The organism is Marinobacter sp. BSs20148, assembly GCF_000283275.1.
In the GTDB taxonomy this organism is placed as follows: domain Bacteria; phylum Pseudomonadota; class Gammaproteobacteria; order Pseudomonadales; family Oleiphilaceae; genus Marinobacter; species Marinobacter psychrophilus.
The window spans coordinates 28,780-50,831 of sequence record NC_018268.1 but is presented as its reverse complement, the minus strand read 5'-3'; the positions used below and the strand labels follow the sequence as shown (position 1 = coordinate 50,831).

The window sequence follows — 22,052 nt, the reverse complement described above, 5'->3', positions numbered from 1 at the left end:
AGGTGGTCTGGGTGCCATAACAGCCATAAAACTGATGACCGGGCCTTTGCGCCCGGTTTTTTGTATTGAATGGATCAGCGAATCCGACTGAGAATTCGACGAAAAGTCCAACAGAGAGCCAAACACTGTGCGTATTGTTTTTGCCGGAACCCCTGATTTTGCCGCCATTGCCTTGAAAGCCCTACTTGCCGCCAAATACAACGTGGTGGGCGTGTATAGCCAGCCAGACCGGCCAGCGGGCCGTGGCCGCAAACTGCTCCCGGGGCCGGTAAAACAGGCGGCGCTGGATGCCGGCATCGCGGTTTTTCAGCCCGACAACTTCAAAATGGAAGACGCCCGCCAGCAGTTGGCCGACTTACAACCAGACGTGATGATTGTTGCCGCTTATGGCTTGATTCTGCCAGCCTCGGTACTGTCCATTCCGGTCCATGGCTGCCTGAACATTCACGCCTCCCTGTTACCCCGCTGGCGCGGCGCGGCGCCCATTCAGCGTGCTATCGCTGCAGGCGACCCTGAAAGTGGCATCACCATTATGCAGATGGATGAAGGCCTGGACACCGGCGCCATGCTGCTGAAAGTGCCTACACCCATTCACCCTGAAGACACCGGCGGCAGCCTGCACGATCGTCTGGCCGAACTGGGCGGCGAGGCCATTGTAAGCGCGCTGCAATTGCTGGAGCAGAACACGCTAAAACCGCAAGCACAGCAAAATGAACAGGCCTGTTACGCCCACAAGCTGGCGAAGCAGGAAGGCCAGATTGACTGGCACGGCGATGCCCAGAGCATCGAACGGCTCATTCGCGCATTTAATCCTTGGCCTGGCACCTTTACCGACCTGGGCGACCAGCGTATTCGCTTACACCTGGCTCAGGTCCAGAAACATAATCAGGAGCAGAATGGCCAAAAAGCCAGCCCCGGTACCGTTTTAGCACGCCAGCGTGAGGGCATCGATATCGCCTGCGGCGAAGGTGTTTTGCGAGTCAGCCAGATGCAGCTGCCCGGCGCACGGGCACAAAGCGTGAACGACCTGATAAACGGTGGCAAACAGATTCTGCTACCCGGCCAGGAGCTGCAATAACATGCAACCGCACGCCCCATTACGCGCCATTGCTGCCGAGGTTTTGCTGTCGGTAGAACAGGGCCAGTCGCTGTCGCAGTGCTTGCCACCTTCGCTGCTGCGCCTGCCGCTGAATCTGCGACCACAGCTGCAGGCTCTGTGTTATGGCACCTGCCGCTGGTTTCACCGGCTTGATGATGAGCTTCAGGGGCGCATGAAAAAACCCTTGAAAAGCCACGACAGGGTGGTGCATCACCTGATGCTGGTAGCGCTGTTCCAACTGCGCTTCAGCCAGCAAGCAACGTATGCAGTGCTGAACGAAACCGTAGAAGCCTGCCGCGCCATGGACAAACCCCACCTGACCGGCCTGGTGAACGGCGTACTGCGCAGCGCCGAACGGGAAGGTGCCCCGGCGGCGGCCAACGACACAAGCCGCTACAGCCACCCCGGCTGGATGATCGAAAAACTGCGCCACAACTGGCCCGATGACTGGCAGGCCATTGTTGATGCCAACAACACCCAGGCGCCAATGACACTGCGGGTAAATGCGCTGCGTTTCAGCCGCGACGAATATCTGCAACTGCTGCTAGATGCCGGCATTGACGCCAGCGCCACGCGCTTTGCGCCACACGGCATTCAATTGGCACGACCGGTACCGGTGGACGCACTGCCGTGGTTCGCCGAAGGCGCCGTCAGCGTACAAGACGAAGCCGCCCAACTGTGCACTACCGTGCTGGACCTGGCCCCGGGGCAGCGCATTCTGGACGCCTGCGCTGCCCCCGGCGGCAAAACCTGCGCCATACTGGAAAGTTGCCCCCAGGCAGCGGAAGTCGTCGCTATTGACGAGTCCCCCCAGCGCTTGCCGCGGGTGCAGGAAAACCTCGACCGACTGGATCTGCACGCCAGCCTGCTGCAAGCCGACGCCGCCGCTATTGATCAATGGTGGGACGGCCAGCCGTTTGACCGCATATTGCTGGACGTACCCTGCAGCGCCAGCGGCGTGATTCGCCGCCACCCAGACATAAAATTGCTGCGGCGTGAATCCGACGTAGTACCGTTGGCGCAAATCCAGCTGGATCTGTTGGCTGCCATGTGGCGCATACTGCAACCGGGCGGACGCCTTGTATACGCCACCTGCTCGGTATTTCCACAGGAAAACCATCGCATTGTGCAGCGCTTCTGCAAACAGCAGACCGACGCTGAACTGATGACAACTGAGGCTCTGTGGGGCCGCACCATGCCCGCCGGGCGCCAACTACTGCCGCTGAACGACGGGCACGATGGCTTTTTCTACGCCGTTCTGGAGAAACCTGAGCTATGAACATTCTGATTCTCGGAGCCGGACAAGTTGGTGGTTCGCTGGCAGAGAACCTCGCCAACGAAGCCAACGACATTACCGTAATCGACAGCAACGGCGCGCGCCTGCGGGAACTGCAGGACCGGCTCGACATACGCACAGTGCAGGGAAAGGCTTCGTATCCGTCGGTTCTAAAACAAGCCAACGCCGAAGACGCCGACATGTTGATTGCGGTCACCAACAGCGATGAAACCAACATGGTGGCCTGCCAGATTGCCAGCATCATGTTCAAGACACCGACAAAAATCTGTCGGGTACGGGCCGCCTCTTATCTTGCCTATCAGGAACTGTTTTCTGGCAAAGACCATGAAAACCTCAACGGTTTCCCGATTGACGTATTGATCAGCCCGGAACAGCTGGTTACCCGCCACATTACTCGGCTTATTGAAAATCCTGGCGCACTGCAGGTGCTAGAGTTCTCCAAAGGCCGTACCCGGCTGGTCGCTATTCGCGCCATCAAAGGTGGGCCGCTGGTGGGCCAGGAACTGGGTTACCTGCGCACCCACATGCCGCGCATTGAAACCCGGGTAGCCGCTATCTTTCGCAAAGACCGCGCCATCATGCCCAGGGGCGATACGGTGATTGAAGACGGCGACGAAGTGTTCTTCATTGCCGACGCCAACCACATCCGCTCGGTGATGAGCGAGTTGCAACCGCTGGAAAAACCCTACAAGCGTATTTTCATCTGCGGTGGCGGCAACATCGGCCAGCGCCTGGCGCAAACCCTGGAAGGCCGTTATCAAGTAAAACTGTTGGAGCGCAACCACGAGCGCTGCATCATGCTGTCGGAAAACCTGCGCAAAACCGTGGTGCTGGAAGGCAACGCTGCCGACAAAGACATACTGCTGGAAGAAAACATCGAGAACACCGACGTGTTCTGCGCCGTGACCAATGACGACGAAGCCAACATCATGGCTTCCTTGCTGGCCAAACGCCTAGGTGCTCGCAAGGTACTCACCCTGATCAATAACCCGGATTATGTGGATCTGATTCAGGGCGGCGAAATAGACGTTGCCATATCACCCCAGCAAACCACCATCGGCAGCCTGCTCACCCACGTTCGCCGCGGCGATGTGGTGAACGTGCATTCGCTGCGCCGCGGTGCTGCCGAAGCCATTGAAGCCATTGCCCACGGCGACCACCGTTCATCAAAAGTGGTTGGCCGGCGACTGGACGAAATCAACCTGCCCCAGGGCACGACTATCGGAGCGATTGTGCGCCACAACGAGGTGCTGATTGCACACGACCACCTGCGGGTGCAGCCAGACGATCACGTTATCCTGTTCTTGGTAGACAAATCGCGAATTAACGAAGTGGAAAAACTGTTCCAGGTAGGGCTGACCTTTTTCTGATCTGCCTTTAGAAATGCTGGCGTGACCAGCGTATAATTTCCCCGTTTTTAGCGTGCCCATCAGCAAAACAAGGCGCCGGGGTACCACACACAGACTGAACAGCAGGCAATCGTCGTGACAGACAAGGCAACGAACACCCCTAAGCCACACATCAAGACGTTTCAAGGGCTGATCCTGGAGCTACAGACATTCTGGGCAAAGCACGGCTGCGTTATTCTGCAGCCCCTGGATATGGAAGTGGGCGCTGGCACCTTTCACCCCGCCACTTTCTTGCGAGCCATAGGCCCGGAAAGCTGGAACGCCGCCTATGTGCAACCTAGCCGCCGACCTACCGATGGCCGCTACGGCGAAAACCCCAACCGCCTGCAGCACTATTATCAGTTTCAAGTGGTGTTGAAACCGTCACCAGACAACCTTCAGGAACTCTACCTGGATTCTCTGAAAGCATTGGGGCTGGACCCACTGGTTCACGACATCCGCTTTGTGGAAGATAACTGGGAATCGCCCACCTTGGGCGCCTGGGGTCTGGGCTGGGAAATCTGGCTCAACGGTATGGAAGTCACCCAATTTACCTACTTTCAACAGGTTGGCGGTCTTGAATGCTACCCGGTCACCGGTGAGCTGACCTACGGCCTTGAACGTATTGCCATGTACCTGCAAGGCGTAGACAGCGTGTACGACCTGGTGTGGACCGAAGGCCCCAACGGCGTTGTGACCTACGGCGACGTGTTCCTCCAGCAAGAGGTGGAAATGTCCACCTACAACTTCGAATACGCCGACACCGAATTCCTGTTCTACAGCTTTGACGTGTACGAGCGCGAAAGCGCCAAGCTCATTGAAGCCGGCCTGCCGCTGCCTGCTTACGAGCAAGTACTAAAAGCCTCCCACACCTTTAATATGTTGGACGCCCGCCACGCTATTTCCGTAACCGAGCGTCAGCGTTACATTCTGCGGGTACGCACCTTGGCGCGGGCCGTGGCCCAGTCGTACTTCGACAGCCGCCGCAAGATTGGCTTCCCGCTGGCCATCGACAGCATTCGCGCGGAAGTATTGGCCGCGGCCGAAGCCGCCGAAGCGAAAGCCACAAACAAGATAGAAAGCAAAGTAGACAACAAGGCCAACGGCAAAGGTAAGAAAGCAAAAAACGCGAAGCAGGCACAGCAGGAAAAAGGGAAGGCATGATGATGGCAACACAGGATTTTCTCGTTGAACTGGGCACCGAAGAATTGCCGCCAAAAGCCCTGAAACCGCTGTCTGATGCGTTTACTCAAGGCATTGTTAGTGGCCTGCAAGCCGCCGGCGTTGAATTTGGTGCGGTAGAACCTTTCGCCGCACCACGGCGCCTGGCCCTGCGCATTCGCGACTTGGCCCACGCCCAACCCGACAAGCCGGTGGAAAAGCGCGGCCCAGCCGTAAAAGCCGCGTTTGACGACGCCGGTAACCCAACCCGAGCACTGACCGGTTTTGCCACGTCGCTGGGCGTTACCCCCGACGAACTCGACACCCTGGAAACCGACAAAGGCGCCTGGCTGGTGTTCCGCACCGTAGAGCAGGGCAGGACCACCGCCGAGCTGATGCCAGAGTTGATCGAGCAGTCACTGGCCGCACTGCCGATTCCCAAGCGCATGCGCTGGGGTGCTCACCGCACAGAATTTGTGCGCCCGGTACACTGGCTGGTCATGTTGTATGGCAGCACCGTGATTGATCACCCGATCATGGGCCTGAAGCCCGGCAACAAAACCCGTGGCCACCGCTTCCACTGCCCGAAATCACTGATCATTCCTACCCCGGCCGACTACGAAGTGGTGCTTCGTCAGGAAGGCTACGTGCTGGCTGATTTTGCCCAGCGTCGGGAACAGATTCGCCAGGGCGTGAACGCCCTGGCACTGCAACAGAACTGCGTTGCGGTGATTGACGAAGCCCTACTGGACGAAGTGACCGCCCTGAACGAATGGCCGGTGCCGCTGATGGGGCGTTTTGAAGAGCGTTTCCTGCAAGTGCCTGCTGAAGCACTTATTTCGTCCATGAAAGAACACCAGAAGTACTTCCATCTGGTGGATGACAACGGCCAGATGCAGCCATTTTTCATCACCGTCGCCAACCTGGAAAGCAAAGACCCGTCACAGGTCATTGCCGGTAACGAAAAAGTGATTCGCCCGCGCCTGTCCGACGCGGCATTCTTTTACGAAACCGACCGCAAAAAGCGCCTGGACCAGCGCATTGACCGGCTCAAGCCCATCGTATTTCAGGATAAACTGGGCAGCGTTTACGACAAATCTGTGCGCGTCGCCACTTTGGCCGGCAAGATTGCTCAAGCCATTGGCAGCGACCCGGCATTGGCCGAGCGCGCCGCCATGCTGGCGAAAACCGATCTGGTCACCGAAATGGTGCTGGAATTTACCGATCTGCAAGGCATCATGGGCCAGTACTACGCCACCCACGACGGCGAACACGCCGACGTCGCTAGCGCTCTGAACGAGCAGTACATGCCGCGCTTCGCCAAAGACAACCTGCCCACCACCTTGACCGGCTGCGCAGTGGCCATTGCCGACCGGCTGGACTCTCTAGTCGGCCTGTTTGGCATCAACCAACCACCATCTGGCACCCGTGACCCGTTCGCTCTGCGCCGTGCCGCCCTGGGTGTGCTGCGCATTATTATCGAGCGTCAACTTCCGCTGGATCTGCAAACCTGCTGCGGCTGGGCGGCGCAACAGTTCACTGACCTGCCAGCCGAAAACCCCGCCACCAGCGTGGTGGATTACATGCTGGAACGCTTACGCGCCTATTATGACGAGCAGGGCATTAGCGCTGAAGTGTATCTCGCCGTTCATTCTCGCCGGCCCACTCGCCCTCTGGATTTCGACCGCCGGGTAAAAGCAGTAGAAGCCTTCCGCCAACGCCCTGAGGCCGGAGCGTTGGCCGCCGCCAACAAACGAGTGTCCAACATTCTGGCCAAGCAGAGCGAAAACACAGTACACGACACAGTCAATGCCAGCCTGCTGCAAGGCCCCGCCGAACTCGCCCTGGCCGAACAGGTTAACCATCAGACCGACACCGTGCTGCCGCTGTTCGAAAAGGGTGACTATACAGCCGCTCTGCATTCGCTAGCCGATCTGCACCAACCGGTGGACCGCTTCTTCGATGAAGTGATGGTGATGGCAGACGACGAAGCCGTGCGCAATAATCGTTTGGCCCTGCTGAACCGACTGCGTAATCTGTTCCTGCGGGTAGCGGATATTTCCCTGCTACCCAGCGCCAGCTAACAGGATAGGGGTGAAATAGCGCTGTGCTCATCATTCTGGATCGGGACGGGGTGATCAACCAGTACGCAGGCGGGTATATCTGCTCGCCGGACGACTGGCACCCCATTCCCGGCAGCATCAAAGCCATTGCCCGCCTTTGCAGCGCGGGGCATCAGATTGCCATAGCCACCAACCAGTCCGGTATTGCCCGCGGCTACTACGACCGCGATACGTTAGACGCCATGCACCGCAAACTCGGCCGCCTGTTAAGGATTGCCGGTGGCCACATCGACTTCATTGCCTACTGCCCCCACCACCCGGACGAACACTGTGCGTGTCGCAAGCCGGAACCTGGCCTGCTGCAGCAAATCCAACGACATTTCAATTTGAAAACACTGGCAGGTAGCGTGATGGTCGGCGATAGCCGAAAAGACCTAGAAGCTGCCGCCAAAAAAGGCTGCCAGCCGATTTTGGTGCGCACCGGCAACGGCCTGGACACCGAACAGGAGTTGCAAACCCGGCCACTGGCGGAATCTGCCCAAGTGCTCGTCTATAACAACCTGCGCAGCTTTACCGACGCGTTTTTATCCGGCAGAGACTGGTAAAGTAAGCATGTATCCGTATAATACTTGCCGTGAATCGGCGTGTGGCGCAGCTTGGTAGCGCACTTCGTTCGGGACGAAGGGGTCGCAGGTTCGAATCCTGCCACGCCGACCAGAATTCAACGACTTAGGGCACATCTTCGGGAGGGCCCTTTTTCGTTTCTGGCTGTCTAGCACCACGTTCGCTGGCCTGAGAGCGCCCAAATGGGGAATAGCTAGCGCCCCTCCGGCACCGGTATCAGCCCGCCAGCTCCTGCAATAACACTCGCAGACGGCTCATCCCGGCAACCACGTGTGCAGGATCGCCTTTCAGGCTCAACTCCACCTCGCGTCGACCGTCCGCATTGGGCAAACAGGCCAGGCGCAAATCCGGATGCTCCGCCAGCAGCAACTCCATCAATGGAATCAACGACCCCTCCGACGTACCGGTCAGCACCAGGGTCTGGCTAACGGTGCGATTGGCCGCTTGGTAGTCGACGTAATCATGATCCAGCACCCACTCCACCATCGGCCAAGCCATTTTGGGAAAACCGGGCACAAAATGATGGCGATGAATGGCGAAACCGGGAATGCCATTGATCGGATTAGGAATGATTCGGCTACCAACCGGAAACTCCCCCATACGCAGGTGCAGCGGATTCAGTCGTGAACCCAGCCGTGACCGTATTTCCGCCTCGGCTTCGCGATGCAGGGCAAGGTCTAGCCCCAGGGCCGCGGCCGCGCACTGGCGGGTCAGATCGTCCGGAGTCGCACCAATACCGCCGAAGCTGAACACCACGTCCGGGCTGGCAAAGGTTTGCGTCAGCGTCTGGGTAATCAACTCATCCTCATCCGCAATCGTGCGCACCCACGACAACTCCAATCCGCGCGCCTCAAACCGCGGAATCATGGCGGCCAGATGGGCGTCCTGCTTGCGACCGTTCAACAGCTCGTCACCAATCAGGATGAGACCGAAACGGGGTATGGGTGTGCTATTCATCATGACTCCTGTGGGGCGATGACTGACACCGCTGAATTCACCTTAAAATCTATGGCTGTTGGGAAACGGGAGCGATTCAGCGCAGATAGCCCTCAAGCGCGAACACATGTGGATCATCATCACCCAGTGCTCGCAATGCGGTGGCTAGGCTTAGAAGATAGTCGAGATTACGACCGCTGGGGCCTTCAGACGCAGCGATCTGCCTGGCGATGTCCGCATCGTCAGCAGGACCGAGGAAAGCGGCGTTATCTTCAGTGGCGATATACACGAGGCCATCCTCGCGAGTGCCATCAGCAAAAATCATCGGAGTGACAAATCGCAGATAGCCATTCTTCTCCCGCACATCCAGGTGCGCAAAAACGTCAGGCGAGACCCGGTAAGCCATACCTTTGCAGCAAACATTAGGCGCTTCGATCAGGGTGACCACGCGGCCAGGCGCATCAGGTGTGCCACGGTGATCATGGGACCCCTGCCAGAATCGACGAGCCCAACCTTCAATAGTCGCCGGGCGCTGATCCAGAAAGGGAAAATCAACTTTGTAGATGAGCGAGCCATAACCAAACAACCAAACCGACTCTACCCCATCAAAGCAGTTGCGCTGACGATTATGTTCAGTGGTATCAAAAGACATGGGTATTATATCCTTTATTCTGGTGCAGCCGGTGCCGTCCCTCAGGGGTAACACGGAGTACTGAGCCGGGGACAGATGATGATTCCGGTACATGTTGGGTACCCATGACGCCCACTGCAACAAACTGAACTCAATCAACGCATAAATCTTCTGTAACATATCCATTAAAAACATATGTGTAGTAAGCTAAAGCGGAAACGAAACCACCTTGAACGAACCAAAATGCAACACTAATGCATCAAGGCCAAAAATGGCGCAGGTTTTAATTCTGCCAAACCAGCCGACATTCAAAGAGTCAAAGCGTATTTTCGGGTGAACTCTTTCCCGTTTCTGGCTGGGAACAAAGACCTACTATCGCGAGCTGAAAATAAGATGACTGCACCAGTATTTCATATGATTGAAGCGGCGCCAACGCCCGTCGGACCGTTTTCTCACGCCACCGAAGTAGACGGATGGGTATTTTTGACCGGGCAGATGCCAACAGACCCTAATAATGCGGATGCTGCGCTTCCTGCAGGTATCGAGGCGCAAACACGCCGCGTCATGGATAACCTCATACTGGTGCTTGAGGGCATGAGTCTGGGCCTTGGGGACGTAGCTTCTGTCCGGATTTTTCTGACCGAATTTAAACGCGATTTTTATCCGATGAACGATGTTTACACATCGTATTTTCCAAAAGATAAATTACCTTCCCGGACCTGTATCGGTGTTACGGCACTCGCGGTGGACGCACTTGTTGAGATAGATGTGATCGCCCGTCGATAACACATTTCGATTCACGGCCTGACCCAAGCAGAAGGCAGTCCAGCCTTTCTTTCGTCGCCGACTCTTTTAAACTGCCAAGTGCCGCCGAAACAGCGCCAGCGCCACACTGAAAAACACCACACCTATGGCCACCAGCGCCAGCATTTGCGGCCACACCACGTCCAGACCTGCACCGCGGTAGAGAATGGCTTGCGCCAGGCTGACGAAGTGGGTGGTGGGCGCCACCAACATGATGTTCTGCACCAGTTCGGGCATGCTTTCCCGCGGAGTTATGCCGCCAGAAAGCATTTGCAGAGGCAGTATGGTGAGTATCAGCAGCAGGCCGAACTGGGGCATGGTGCGCGCGACGGTGCCAATCAAAATGCCGATGGCGGTGGTGGAAAACAGATGAATCAGGGTGCCGAACATAAACAGCAATATTGAACCCTGCACCGGCACATCCAGTATCTGCTGAATCACCAGGGTTACCGAGAGAGTGGCCGCCAGCATCACAACCAGGCCGTTAGCCCACACTTTTGCAGCCATGATTTCGAACGGTTTTATCGGCATCACCATTAGGTGTTCTACGGTACCGTGTTCACGTTCGCGAATCAGCGCGGCGCCGGTCAGTATAATGCTGATCATGGTGATCATGTTGGTCAGCTCCATCACGCCGCCAAACCAGGTGCCATCCAGATTGGGGTTAAAGCTCACCCTGGTTACCAGATTGATGGGCAGGGCACCACCGGCGCTGCCGGTTCGCATAAATTCCGCCACTTCGGTGGTCAGCAACTGTTCGATGTAGCGCGAACCGATGAACGCCTGGGTCATGCGGGTAGCGTCGATATTCAACTGTACGCTGGTCACCCGGCCCTGGCGGATGTCGCGCTCGAAACCGTCGGGAATCACCAGAACAAACGTGTGGCTACCTTTGTCCAGAACCTCGTCAATCTGGCCATACTGAATCTGGTCCGGTGGCATAAACCAGGGCGGTTGCAGGGAATCGATCATGTGGCCAGCCAATGCACTCTGGTCTTCATCTACCACCGCAACCGGCGCGTTATGCAGTTCCATCGAACCGGCAGAGCCCGCGGTGTAAACCATCAAGGTAAACGCCATTAATACAAACGCCAGCAGCACTTTGTCGTGCCAGATACTGCGCAGCTCTTTTACACCCAGATTCCAGATATTGCCGAGAGTTTCCATCATCAGCGCCCCTGTTTACGAAGTAACAGCACTGAGATCAGGGTAAGCACCGGTATAAACGCCGCCAGCACCAGGAAAGCGTGTTGCATATCACCTATGGTCAGGCCCTTAGTAAACACGCCGCGGCTGATCTGCAGGAACCAGGTGGCAGGCCAGAACTGGCCAATGACTGCAGCGGCGCCGTCTAGAGAAGACACCGGTTCCGTCATGCCAGAGAACTGCACCGTGGGCAGTATGGTGATGATCGCAGTGGCCGCAAGCGCGGCAATCTGGGTAGACGCAAACGCCGAAATGACTTGGCCCAGGCCCGTGGTGGCAGTCACGAACAGCAGCGCGCCAAAGGTCAGGGTAAGCACGCCGCCTTTGATGGGCACGTCAAAAAGAAAGATCGCCAGCAGCACCAGGCTGGCGTAGCTGACCATGCTAAAGCCGATATAGGGCAGTTGTTTGCCGAGCAGAAATTCGAGCCGATTCACCGGGGTTACATACAGGTTGGTAATAGAACCCAGTTCTTTTTCCCGCACTATGCCCAGCGCCATCAGAATAGCCGGGATGAAAATCAGCAGTATAGGAATCACTGCCGGCACCATGGCGTCCAGGCTGCGGAAGTCCTGGTTATAGCGGTAGCGGGCTTCAACGGTCACCAGACTCAAAGCCGGCACACTGCCGTAAGTGCGCTGGGCCAGATCTTTCAGATAGCTGAAATGAAGGCCTTGAATATACCCCAGTATGGTCTCACCGCGAAAAGGCATGGCGCCGTCTACCCACACGGCGATTTCGGTAGGCCTGCCGCGTTTCAGGTTTTTGCCAAAGCCCGGCGGTATCGCCAGAACCAGGCTCAATTCGCCGGATTTCATCCGCTGTTCCAGTTCGGCCATGGTGGCCACCGGTGGTTGCTCTAAAAAGTAGCGGGAACCAGATACGGCGGTGATGTAATCGCGGCTTTGCGGAGTCTGGTCTTGGTCCAGCACCGCGAAGGTCAGGTCTTCCACGTCTAGGGTGATGCCGTAGCCCAAAATCAGCATCAGCAAGGCCGAACCAATGAACGCAAACGACATACGGATAGGGTCGCGCAGCAGTTCACGGGTTTCGCGGCGGCCATAGGCCATCAGGCGCTGGAAGCTGAAACGGCGATAGCGCGGCCGGTCGCTGGCGTCTTCGCCCAGTACGTTTCCGCTGTTGCTGGTTACGGGTTCCTTGTCCACCGCTTCAAGAGTTTGCATGAACGCGGCTTCCAAATTTTCTACCCCGGCTTGCTCTACCAAGGCGGCCGGGGTGTCACAGGCCAGCACTTCGCCAGCATGCATCAGTGAAATTCGGTCGCAGCGCTCACCCTCGTTCATAAAGTGGGTGGAAATAAAAATAGTCACACCGTCTTCACGGGACAAGCGCAGCAGCAATTGCCAAAAGCGATTGCGGGCGCCGGGGTCCACCCCGGAGGTGGGCTCGTCTAAGATTAGCAGTTCCGGCGAATGCACCACGGCTACTGCCAGCGACAGCCGCTGGCGCACGCCCAGGGGCAAGTCACCAGCAAACCGGTCCATCGCGTCTTCTAAACTAAATTCTTGGGTCAATTCATCCATTCTGGGCTGAATGCGTTCGGCTGGCAGGTGAAATAGCTTGGCGTGCAGCTCCAGGTTCTGGCGCACGGTCAGCTCGTTGTACAGCGAGAACGACTGCGACATGTAGCCCACACGCTGGCGGGTTTTCAGGTCTCTGGAATCCAGAGTGGCGCCAAACAGCAACACCTCGCCTTCGGACGGCGTTAGCAGCCCGGTGAGCATTTTCATGGTGGTGGTTTTGCCACAGCCGTTAGAGCCTAAAAAACCAAATATTTCGCCTTTCGGGATGGTGAAGCTAACGTCTTTTACCGCGGTGAAGTCGCCAAAGCGCAGGGTGAGATTATGGGCTTCAATGGCAGGCACGTCGGCGTTATCGGTTGCCGCGCTCGCCGAAGCCGTAGTCGCAGCATCGCCACCAGTTTCCTGGCGCTCTTTTGGCAGCAGCGCGATAAAGGCGTCGTCCAGATTGTCTGTTTTGGTTTGTTGCTTTAATTCCTGGGGCGAACCGGTGGCTAGTATGGCGCCATCATCCATGGCCACCAGCCAGTCGTAGCGCTCGGCTTCTTCCATATAGGCGGTGGCCACCAACACGCTCATACCCACTTGCTGGCTGCGAATGGTGTCAATCAAATCCCAAAACCGCTTGCGGGATAACGGGTCTACGCCGGTGGTGGGTTCGTCCAGAATCAACAGGTCCGGGTTGTGGATCAAAGCGCAGCACAGGCCCAGCTTCTGCTTCATGCCGCCAGACAGTTTGCCGGCGGGCCGGCTGCGGAAATCAAGCAGGCCAGTGGCGTCTAGCAAGCGGTCGATCTGCTCACCACGGGCCTTGCCGCGCAGGCCAAACAGGTCGGCAAAAAAGTCGATGTTCTCGTCGACCGTCAGGGTGTGGTAGAGGTTGCCGCCCAGCCCTTGGGGCATGTAAGCAATGCACGGGGCTACCTGGCTGCGAAAGTGTGAATCGGCCATATCGCCGCCCAGCACCTCAAGCTGGCCTTGCTGCAACTGGCGAGCGCCCGCCACCAAACCCAGTAGCGTAGACTTGCCAACACCGTCTGGGCCAATCAGCCCGACCATACAGCCGGCAGGCAAGTCCAGGCTCATATTCCGCAAGGCGTAACGGGCACCGTATTGGTGGCTGACCGATGTCAGCCGGGCCACAACCGCTTTTTCGCCCAAGTTGGCGTCTATCTGGGCGACGTTTTTGGCAACTGAAGAACGGTCGCTAAACAGGTTATCCATTGGCCAAGTTATCCATTAGGAAGGATGACTTGCAGCTGTTCTGGCCAAGACAGACTTTCATCGAGACGCACATAGGCGACGCCCGGCACGCCGGTTTTCACCCGATCGCGATAGGCCTCTAGCAATTCGGGGTCGATGCGAATGCGCACGCGGAACATCAATTTCTCGCGCTCTGTGCGGGTTTCCACCGCCTTGGGCGTGAACTGGGCTTCTGCAGCCACAAAACTCACCTCCGCCGGCACCACAAAGTCGGGCAGGGCGTCCAGAACAATGCGGGCTTCGGAACCCACCCGCACTTTACCCGCCTGGGCAGTGGGCAGAAAAATGGTGAGGTAAACGTCGGTTACGTCCAGCACCGTGGCCACTTTGCCGCCAGCCGGCAGCACTTCACCCGGCTCGGCTAGCCGGTAAAGCACACGGCCGCCTACGGGGCTATTCAGGTGGCTGTCATCAATGGTGGTTTCAATTTTGTGGATGTTAGCTTTAGCTGCGTTGATGCCGGCTTGAGCTGACAACACCTGAACCTTTGACGCCTGCAATGCGGCGTCTGCGGTTTCTGCGGCGGTGCGGGCGCGGTCCAGCTGTTCGCGAGACACATGGCCCTTGGCAACCAGAGATTCAAAACGCCCCAACTCGGCCCGGGCCAGGCGCCGTTCACTTTCCCGCTGGGCCACAATGGCATCGGCCAGGCGCTCGGCTTGAACCGCCTGGCTTAAATTGGCCTGTCCGGCCGCCAAGGTTGCCTGGAGTTCCGCTGTATCCATCTCTGCCACCGGGCTACCGGCATCAATCAAATCGCCTTCGGCCACAAAGAAGGTCAGCAGGCGGCCGGGAATGCGGGTGGCAATATCAACCTGAGTGGCTTCTATGCGGCCATTTCCCGACGCAATGTGCTCAGCAAGGGTGTTTTCCTTTGGCACAAAATACCAGGCAACAAGCGCGAGCACAGCAATAACGGCGAGAGTTATTATCAGTCTCGAGCGGACTCTAGAGCTTGAGCCAGACATAGATCGTCCCCGGTAAAAATTGAATTGGTTCAAATATAGTGATGCTGGCGTCAGTATAGCGGGGCTTTTAATGACGCGAATGACACGCGTCAAAAGCGCAGGACATGCTGGATTAAACGCTTCAGTTGCGATTGATCTCGGTCAAAATTATGGTTATAAGGTTATTCTTAAAAGGAAAATCAGTGCGATCTGGGCTATTAGTGAAAGGTGGATACACACTCGTTTCATTACCGGAGTAAGCGTGAAATGAAGCAACTATTAATCGCATTTTTTATGATTTTCGGGCTCAGCGTTCATGCCTTCGCAAATGATGAAGCTCTGGCCATTACCCCCCAGCAAACCTTTGATCTGGTACAAACCCAGCCTGATCAAATGCTGTTTGTGGATGTGCGCGACCCCATCGAAATCATGTTTATCGGCTTTACCAATGTGAAATACATTGATCACGGCTTTCAGGGAAGCAGCGCCAAAGAGGGCGAAAAAGTCGGTATGCGCATTTTTAACGGCTGGCAAAACGACGGTCTGCCTTGGTCTATGAAGATCAATCCGGGAAAAATTTATCGTTCCGGTCAGTAACAACGAGTCATGAGCGGTCAGAACCGCAAGGAAGTCGACGATGCGAGGTTTGTCCAGATATCGAATAATGGCAACCCTCCTATTCGGGCTTCTGCTGGGGCTGAAGACTCAAACGCTGGCGTCCGCAGATCGTGCGCCAGCTACCGCCGACCACACCAAATTCGAGGCGCTGAAGGCCCCGTTTAATTCAGCGCCGGAGGTCACCGCCGCCTGGGTCTTAATTGTACTTTGGCTGTTCGCCATTTTCTGGCACATAACCACCTGTGAATGGCGCCAGTACATACCCAATTTGGTACCTTTACCGGTTCCAGCCACCCCTATCGCAAAACCAGAAAAGCCAAGCACAACCCGCTGAAACGGCTGGCCTATCTGTTTTTCAAATTGATGATCTCACCGGTTATCTGGGTGTCTGGGCTGCTATACCTGTTTTACAGCCAATGGCCCGAAGCGCTATCGAATGTTCTATCGCTTCAGGCCGTGGCCAACGTACACACAATCACCGCGTTCGCCATGATGGTGTTCATCATCGGCCATGTGTACATGACAACTCTGGATCACACTCTATTCAGCCATATAAAACCGATAGTTACCGGTTACGACACGGTTGATCAGCCCGGTAAAAAATCCTGCAGGGCAAACAGCACGCCATAGTCATTGTTGGGGGCGGGACCACGGGCATTGCCGTTGCTGTCAGTCTGCACAAACGAAACAGCAAACTCTTTGGCCTGGGAGACGTGAGTGGAACAGCCCATGACAGCAGCCTGGTTTCTGAAAGCCAAGCAGCTGCCGGGTCTGTACTGGCATGCTATGCTAAAAGTCCACGAATGGACGACCAGGCCGGCGCGCCGCTCGGTCTGACAGATCAAAAAAGACCGCTCGTTCGTACTGCTTGTTCAGATCACAACCAAAAACACACCTGGCTAAGCCAGAATAGGAGAATAGCGCATGATCGGATACGTCACGATTGGTGTCAGCGATATGGAAAAAGCCAAAAAATACTACACGGATCTTCTGGGCGACATGGGCGCAAAAGTCCTGCTGGATTTGGGCCGCATTGCCTTTATTGGTAAAGACATGAAATCCCCCATGATGGCGGTTTGTACCCCGCATGACGGCTCACCGAACCACCCCGGTAACGGGAATATGCTTGCGTTTCAGCCAGGCTCAAAAGAAGCGGTTGATACCTATTATCAGAAAGCCATCGAATTGGGTGCAACTTGTGGCGGCGAACCCGGTCAGCGTATTCCCGACCAGTTCTACGGTGCCTACGCACGCGACCCAGACGGCAATAAGGTGGCTTTTTACCACTTCGGCTGATTCAGCCCTGCCATAAACTGAGGCCGCTTTAATCGGCGGTCTCGGTTCCAAACCACCATCGCGGCAACAACTTCTGAATTTGCGGCTGTAAAAATCGGTCGTCAATCAGCCATATCACCCCTTCGTCTTCTGGCGTTCGAATCACCCGACCAGCGGCTTGGGCCACTTTCTGCAGGCCAGGAATCAGGTAGGTGTATTCGTAACCTGCGCCAAAACGCTGTTGCAGGCGCTGTTTCAAAATTTCGTGCCAGGCATCAAAGGGCGGCAGGCCCAAGGTGGCCACAAACGCGCCAATCAACTGGTCCCCCGGTAAATCAATACCTTCACTGAACACGCCCCCCAGAACCGCAAAGGCCACACTGCCGGATTCTTCGCGGAACCCTGCCAGAAAAGCTTTGCGCTGCTGTGGACTCATGCCTGGCTGCTGTGAACGTTGGGGCACATCTGCGGCGCTGCGGCTCAACGCCACATTGACCTCATTCAGATATTTAAAACTGCTGAAAAACGCCAGATAATGACCCGGCCGCTGGCGATATTGCTGCGCGATCAGCTCGGCAATAGGCATTACCGACGTTTCACGGTGAGCATGGCGGGTGCTGATCTTGGGCGTGAAATTCAGCTGTAGCTGGTCAGCGCCGAACGGGCTGCGCAGGGAGGTAAAACAACTGTTTTCCGGCAACCCCAGCAAATCTCGGTAATACACGCCGGGGCTTAACGTCGCGGAAAACAGCAACACCGAGGCTGCGGCCTGAAACCGGTCGCGCAGAAAATCCGCCGGCACCAGATTCTGAATAGTCAGGCTGGCGCGACCGCGACCTTCGCGGCGAAATTCACACAGGGAATGATCGGCGAACGAATCCGCCAGCTTCATGAAAGCCACGGACTCGAACAGTACTTCCTGCAATGCCAGGTCCGGCGGGTTATCCGCCAGATAATCCGTAAGCCCAGACACCAAGCCCTGCAGGCTGCCAGTCAGCGACACAGGCAAAGCATTTAGAAACACCGGGGCTGTGCCCGCTTCGGCTTGATCACGAATCACTCCTTGCCACGCCCGGGCGGTGCGGTCCAAGTGGGATTTCAAGACGTTGGGCGCGGTTTTACGCAGCTTCAAAAGCCGCTGTTGATCCAGCTGCACCGAATACATACCGCGGCCCCGATCCACCAGGTTGTGGGCTTCATCCAGCAGCACGGCCGTTTTCCACTGATTCTGCCGGGTCAAGCCGTGGAGCAGGGCAGACTGATCAAACATCCGGTTTACGTCACCAATCACCAGGTCACACCAGCGCGCCATTTCCTGGGCCAGAAAGTAGGGACAAATATTATGACCAGCGGCGATTTTTGCCAGCGCCTCCTGGGTCAATGTGGAATTGGTTTGGGCGGCTTCAGCGCGGGCGTCTGGCAGGCGGTCAAAAAAACCTTTGGCCAGCGGGCAAGCATCGCCGTGGCAAGCTTTGTCCGGGTGCTCGCAAGCATCGGCTTTAGACACCAGTTCCAACGTTCTTAAAGGCCAGATTTGCGGTGCTTCCTGCGCAGCTCTTAGACGGTCTACCGCATCTATTGCCAGCTGACGGGCGGTGTTGCGGCAGGTGAGATAACACAGCACGTCCTGATTCGCCGCCGGCATAGCCATGAGTGCGGGGAACAAAGTGCCCAGTGTTTTGCCCAGGCCAGTAGGCGCTTCCAATAGCAGGGTGCCGCCTTTTAAAGTGTTTTTGTAAACGGTTTCTGCAAGCTGACGCTGGCGTGGGCGAAACTGTGCAAACGGGAAACGCAGTCCAGACAGGCGAATATTCCTCTGCTCCCGGTGATGGGCTTCGCGTTCTGCCCACAGCCGGTAGCGGTCACACAGCACTTCCAGCTCGAGCCAAAGCTCATCGGCGCACGCGGTTTCGCTGATCGACGTTTCACGGTTGTTACCGATGTCGAAGTACACCAGTGCCAGCTTTACTGTTTTGAGATTTTCCTGATGGCAAAGCAGAGCACCATAGGCTCGCAGCTGAGCCCGGTGCAGCGCGCGCTGATGGCCGCGGATGCGCGACAGATCGCCACGGTGGGTTTTGATTTCTTCCAGCAGTCCGGAATGCGAGTTATACACATCGGCGCGGCCAGACAGCGCCAAGCCCAGGCATTCGCCGCTGACCGGGTACTCGCTTTTGTAGCCGTATCCGCGCTTGGCCTGAATCGCCTGGTGGCCGGCAATGCCCTCCTCGGCGCTGGGCGCCGGGGTGTAACGAAAATCCAGATCACCTGTACGGGCAGCAAACTCGCAGAGTGTGCGCACCGCTACCTTCATGGCGTGGCCTCGCAAGTTTGCCAACGCAGATAACACACGCTGGCGGCGATGCCCTGGCTGGCAAAAAACTGCAGCCAGCGAACCTGGTGATCCTGCAGGCGGTCACCGGGGCCTTTTACTTCAATCATCTCGTAGCACAGCTCAGGAGGCGATTTTTCGGGGTAAAAGCGAACAAGATCGGGGAAACCGCTACGATGTTCGCGAATATTCAATAAAAGTCGCTTAAACAGAATGTGTAAATCAAGCGCGGGAATGCAGTTCAACGCCAGCGTTAGCAGCGCTTCGTTCAACGCCGGCCAGGTTACAAAGGGGTTGGTAATGCCCTGCTTGGTGGCGTAGCTATCCAGTATCTGCCGGCGATAGCCGCCATCGTGTAGCGTCGCAAAGCACTGATCGAACGAGGCCTGGCGCCGGCTGACAAAATCTTCCCTCAGCAAGTCCGCTGGGCCACTGTGAAACGGATGAAAAAAAGCGCCGGGTATTGGCTTGAAGATGGTGTTCCAGCACAGCAGGCCAAACAGGCTGTTAATCAGGGTGTTTTCCATATAGAACACCGGTGCATCGGGACTCGACAGGTGGTCACGTACCACCCGCTCGACAGAGCGACCCGTTTGCGGCAGCGTCAACGTGAACTCGCGAAGCGGCGGCCGTTGTGGGGCCAAAGGAGCGGGCTGTTTTACCTTCGTCGCCAGCCGCTTCAGAATTCGCGCCAGGCCCTGATTTTCGGCGTCACTGAGTTCAGCGTGCACCCAATTGGCGGCAATAGCCCAGGCTTCATCAAAGCGTTTCATCCGCTCCAACAGCCGTAATTGTTTCAATCGGGCTTCCCGATGGCCGCTGGCGGCCAGTGCTTCCAAAGCCAATTCCCTCTCTCCCTGACGTTCAGCATGCCGCCCCAGCTCCAGTAACAGGCGGTCACGGCGACTGGTCAGCCATGGATTGTCGGACGGTTGCGGCACCTGGGCCCACACCTCAGCGGCCAACATTCCTGCGTCCAGACATTCGCGGCAGTGGTGCATGGCCAGATAGGTGTCCACTTGGCTGCGTTCTGAGAAAGCCCGGGCTTCAGAGGTGAATTGCACCTGCTCGTAGCGGTGGTGGCCCAGCTCCACCAGCACAAAATCCGACCAGCTCTGGCGCAGGTTGCCGAAGAACATCAAGCGAAGCCGGTCAAACAGTGCCATAGAGTTCACCCGCACCACAGGCGCACCACAGCCACCCAGCCAGTCAATCACCAAACGCGCATCGGCAAAGGTGTCCTGTAACACCTGACGCATCTGGGCTTTTGCCAGATTTTTGGAAAAACCGGCCTGCACTAGAATCGGCGCAAATGCCGGGCGGAGTTCGGCCAGAGTAAACAGACGAAACAGGTCGTCCAACGTCAACAGCGGAGCCGCATCGAGCCAGACCTCAACAACCAGTTTTTTCAATGCATCGCATTCAGGGCTGCCAAGCTCCGGATAATTCAGTTTATCAGCTCGAAATAGATCACCGCTGCGCATCACCATCCGAGTTAACAAAGCGCGAGCAGGACGAGGCAACTCAAAGAATGCACTCAGCCGGGCATTCTCTGACGCCGATAGCAGGTCGGCGTGGTGGTTAGCCACCCAAGCCACCACGGTTTCCATGTTTTCCAGGTAGTACAAAGGGTTTTCAAGATTCGCCGCAGTGGGCCTGTCATTCAGGTAATGATTGCTTGTCGACATACGCACAGACTTTACAATATTTCCAGCACCTGTAGTTCAACTGCCCAACTTTTAAATGCCTATGTCAGCCGGTTGCAAACTTACGCCAGCGATTTTCCAGACATCTTCTACCTGTACCATTCGATAGTAGGCGTCCCAAGATTTGCCCTCGGGGCCTTTGAGCTTCACGACCTGAATGTGAAAAGTACCGTGGGGCACGCTCTCAGTGAACTCGATCTGGGTGGCATTGTGTACGGCTGGATAGGCTTCGCGCACCATTTCCAGAAACACCTGTGACGATCCGAAGCGGCGCTTGATACCCTCGGACGCATAGGACCAAGCTTGCTCACCGTCGTTGTTAGCAAACGCTTCGATCTGGCGCAGAATAGAGTCCTGAATCTCAAGAGTGTCTTGAATCTGGATCGTGTCCTGAATTCCGGCTTCTTCATCCGTATCGCTGGCAAAAGACTGAGATGCCCAGACAAGTGCAAAACCCAAACTTATTATCAGAAATAGAATAACGCTCTTTGTGGTGCGGGTAAGTTGCTGGCCCATGACTAAACCCTCTTGTTGACCATATTTTAACCAATACGGCTAAAACGGCGCTGCGGACTCCCCAAATGTAAGCCCGGCTTTACTTACCGCCGGCCTTTTCTGGCCAAATGATGTTGATCAGCGCCTGCCGCTGCCGATCGGGAAAGGCGATGGTGTTGTCTGAGCAAGCAATGGCAAGCGCCTCACCCAGCATGCGGAACAACTCAACGTTCTGGTGCACACATTTCGGAATGGCCTGACTGCGTAGATAGTTCAGGTAACGCTGCAGATTTTCTTCATCCGACCGCCAGTGCTCGCCAAAGGCGTTACGAAACAGGGCGCGTGTCGCAATAGCGCGCCACTCGTCGCAATAACTGCTTTCAAGCCTCTCCGGGTAAACGTACAAATCCTTGATTTCCTTTTGTATGTTTACAACAACATACTCTGGCGCGAACAGCAGTCGCATGGCCAGCAGATCGTAACTGTCGTTCAGCTGTTCATTCACGGCGCCTTTAACCAATTCTATTCTGCTCATAATCACCCGTTCAGTAAGGTGTCTACCTTGCGACAATTTTCCATCGCGTTAGGCTTCAGACTGTCCGCTTCTGTGGTCACATACGCTAAGCTGACGCATCGGGATTGAACCCAATACCAGACAAGGAAGAC

The 22,052-nt window shown here is 56.4% G+C and carries 19 protein-coding genes and 1 tRNA gene; 11 read left to right on the top strand and 9 right to left on the bottom strand.

Annotation, left to right across the window (positions count from 1 at the left end; genetic code table 11):
• Positions 1 to 127: 127 nt before the first annotated feature.
• The 7 genes from fmt to MRBBS_RS00145 all read left to right on the top strand — a co-directional run bounded on the left by fmt (position 128) and on the right by MRBBS_RS00145 (position 7,725).
• Positions 128 to 1,078: a methionyl-tRNA formyltransferase gene (fmt, locus tag MRBBS_RS00175; protein WP_014869355.1), complete on the top strand. Its 951-nt coding sequence runs from the start codon at positions 128 to 130 to the stop codon at positions 1,076 to 1,078.
• A 1-nt stretch (position 1,079) separates the two neighbouring features.
• Complete coding sequence (rsmB, locus tag MRBBS_RS00170) at positions 1,080 to 2,378, top strand: 16S rRNA (cytosine(967)-C(5))-methyltransferase RsmB (RefSeq protein WP_014869354.1); 1,299 nt, start codon at positions 1,080 to 1,082, stop codon at positions 2,376 to 2,378.
• On the top strand, positions 2,375 to 3,766 hold the full coding sequence (gene trkA, locus MRBBS_RS00165; protein WP_014869353.1) for a Trk system potassium transporter TrkA: 1,392 nt from the start codon (positions 2,375 to 2,377) through the stop codon (positions 3,764 to 3,766). Before rsmB ends, trkA begins: the two co-directional genes overlap by 4 nt.
• Positions 3,767 to 3,880: 114 nt before the next feature.
• Positions 3,881 to 4,948, top strand: coding sequence for a glycine--tRNA ligase subunit alpha (gene glyQ, locus MRBBS_RS00160; RefSeq protein ID WP_014869352.1), 1,068 nt, complete (start codon positions 3,881 to 3,883; stop codon positions 4,946 to 4,948).
• Between the two features lie 2 nt (positions 4,949 to 4,950).
• A complete protein-coding gene (gene glyS, locus MRBBS_RS00155; RefSeq protein WP_041635404.1) occupies positions 4,951 to 7,029 on the top strand; it encodes a glycine--tRNA ligase subunit beta in 2,079 nt (692 codons plus the stop codon).
• A gap of 23 nt (positions 7,030 to 7,052) precedes the next feature.
• On the top strand, positions 7,053 to 7,613 hold the full coding sequence (gene gmhB, locus MRBBS_RS00150; RefSeq protein WP_014869350.1) for a D-glycero-beta-D-manno-heptose 1,7-bisphosphate 7-phosphatase: 561 nt from the start codon (positions 7,053 to 7,055) through the stop codon (positions 7,611 to 7,613).
• A gap of 35 nt (positions 7,614 to 7,648) precedes the next feature.
• Positions 7,649 to 7,725 (top strand) — tRNA-Pro (locus MRBBS_RS00145).
• A gap of 123 nt (positions 7,726 to 7,848) precedes the next feature.
• Here MRBBS_RS00145 and MRBBS_RS00140 read toward each other — a convergent pair.
• Positions 7,849 to 8,589 carry a competence/damage-inducible protein A gene (locus MRBBS_RS00140; protein ID WP_014869349.1) on the bottom strand — a complete coding sequence of 247 codons (741 nt, stop codon included), beginning with the start codon at positions 8,587 to 8,589 and terminating at the stop codon, positions 7,849 to 7,851.
• A 76-nt stretch (positions 8,590 to 8,665) separates the two neighbouring features.
• Positions 8,666 to 9,220, bottom strand: a complete 555-nt coding sequence (locus MRBBS_RS00135; RefSeq protein WP_014869348.1) for a gamma-glutamylcyclotransferase — start codon at positions 9,218 to 9,220, stop codon at positions 8,666 to 8,668.
• Between the two features lie 372 nt (positions 9,221 to 9,592).
• Between MRBBS_RS00135 and MRBBS_RS00130 the strand changes: the two genes are divergently transcribed.
• Entirely contained in the window at positions 9,593 to 9,985 is a 393-nt protein-coding gene (locus MRBBS_RS00130) for a RidA family protein (protein ID WP_041635403.1), read from the top strand.
• Positions 9,986 to 10,051: 66 nt separating this feature from the next.
• Here MRBBS_RS00130 and MRBBS_RS00125 read toward each other — a convergent pair whose 3' ends face one another.
• From MRBBS_RS00125 to MRBBS_RS00115, 3 genes are read right to left on the bottom strand one after another with little or no spacing between them, the layout of a single operon-like run.
• Positions 10,052 to 11,170, bottom strand: a complete 1,119-nt coding sequence (locus MRBBS_RS00125) for an ABC transporter permease (protein ID WP_041635402.1) — start codon at positions 11,168 to 11,170, stop codon at positions 10,052 to 10,054.
• 2 nt (positions 11,171 to 11,172) lie between these two features.
• Positions 11,173 to 13,974 (bottom strand): ribosome-associated ATPase/putative transporter RbbA, encoded by a 2,802-nt coding sequence (gene rbbA, locus MRBBS_RS00120; protein WP_014869345.1) that lies wholly within the window; start codon positions 13,972 to 13,974, stop codon positions 11,173 to 11,175.
• Positions 13,975 to 13,982: 8 nt separating this feature from the next.
• A complete protein-coding gene (locus tag MRBBS_RS00115; RefSeq protein ID WP_041634992.1) occupies positions 13,983 to 14,981 on the bottom strand; it encodes an HlyD family secretion protein in 999 nt (332 codons plus the stop codon).
• Between the two features lie 246 nt (positions 14,982 to 15,227).
• On the opposite strand from MRBBS_RS00115, the gene MRBBS_RS00110 reads away from it, so the two are divergent.
• The 3 genes from MRBBS_RS00110 to MRBBS_RS00100 all read left to right on the top strand — a co-directional run bounded on the left by MRBBS_RS00110 (position 15,228) and on the right by MRBBS_RS00100 (position 16,874).
• Positions 15,228 to 15,557, top strand: a complete 330-nt coding sequence (locus MRBBS_RS00110; protein WP_014869343.1) for a hypothetical protein — start codon at positions 15,228 to 15,230, stop codon at positions 15,555 to 15,557.
• Between the two features lie 267 nt (positions 15,558 to 15,824).
• Positions 15,825 to 16,208 carry a cytochrome b/b6 domain-containing protein gene (locus MRBBS_RS00105; protein ID WP_014869341.1) on the top strand — a complete coding sequence of 128 codons (384 nt, stop codon included), beginning with the start codon at positions 15,825 to 15,827 and terminating at the stop codon, positions 16,206 to 16,208.
• A 294-nt stretch (positions 16,209 to 16,502) separates the two neighbouring features.
• The gene (locus tag MRBBS_RS00100; protein WP_014869339.1) at positions 16,503 to 16,874 is read left to right on the top strand and encodes a VOC family protein; all 372 of its coding nucleotides are present in this window, start codon (positions 16,503 to 16,505) and stop codon (positions 16,872 to 16,874) included.
• A 28-nt stretch (positions 16,875 to 16,902) separates the two neighbouring features.
• On the opposite strand, the gene MRBBS_RS00095 is transcribed toward MRBBS_RS00100, so the two are convergent.
• The 4 genes from MRBBS_RS00095 to MRBBS_RS00080 all read right to left on the bottom strand — a co-directional run bounded on the left by MRBBS_RS00095 (position 16,903) and on the right by MRBBS_RS00080 (position 21,921).
• The gene (locus MRBBS_RS00095) at positions 16,903 to 19,167 is read right to left on the bottom strand and encodes an ATP-dependent DNA helicase (RefSeq protein ID WP_014869338.1); all 2,265 of its coding nucleotides are present in this window, start codon (positions 19,165 to 19,167) and stop codon (positions 16,903 to 16,905) included.
• The gene (locus tag MRBBS_RS00090) at positions 19,164 to 20,873 is read right to left on the bottom strand and encodes a VRR-NUC domain-containing protein (protein WP_014869337.1); all 1,710 of its coding nucleotides are present in this window, start codon (positions 20,871 to 20,873) and stop codon (positions 19,164 to 19,166) included. The genes MRBBS_RS00095 and MRBBS_RS00090 overlap by 4 nt, the downstream gene beginning before the upstream one ends.
• Before the next feature lie 51 nt (positions 20,874 to 20,924).
• A complete protein-coding gene (locus tag MRBBS_RS00085) occupies positions 20,925 to 21,407 on the bottom strand; it encodes a DUF4864 domain-containing protein (protein ID WP_014869336.1) in 483 nt (160 codons plus the stop codon).
• A 79-nt stretch (positions 21,408 to 21,486) separates the two neighbouring features.
• A complete protein-coding gene (locus MRBBS_RS00080; RefSeq protein WP_014869335.1) occupies positions 21,487 to 21,921 on the bottom strand; it encodes a hypothetical protein in 435 nt (144 codons plus the stop codon).
• Positions 21,922 to 22,052: the final 131 nt, after the last annotated feature.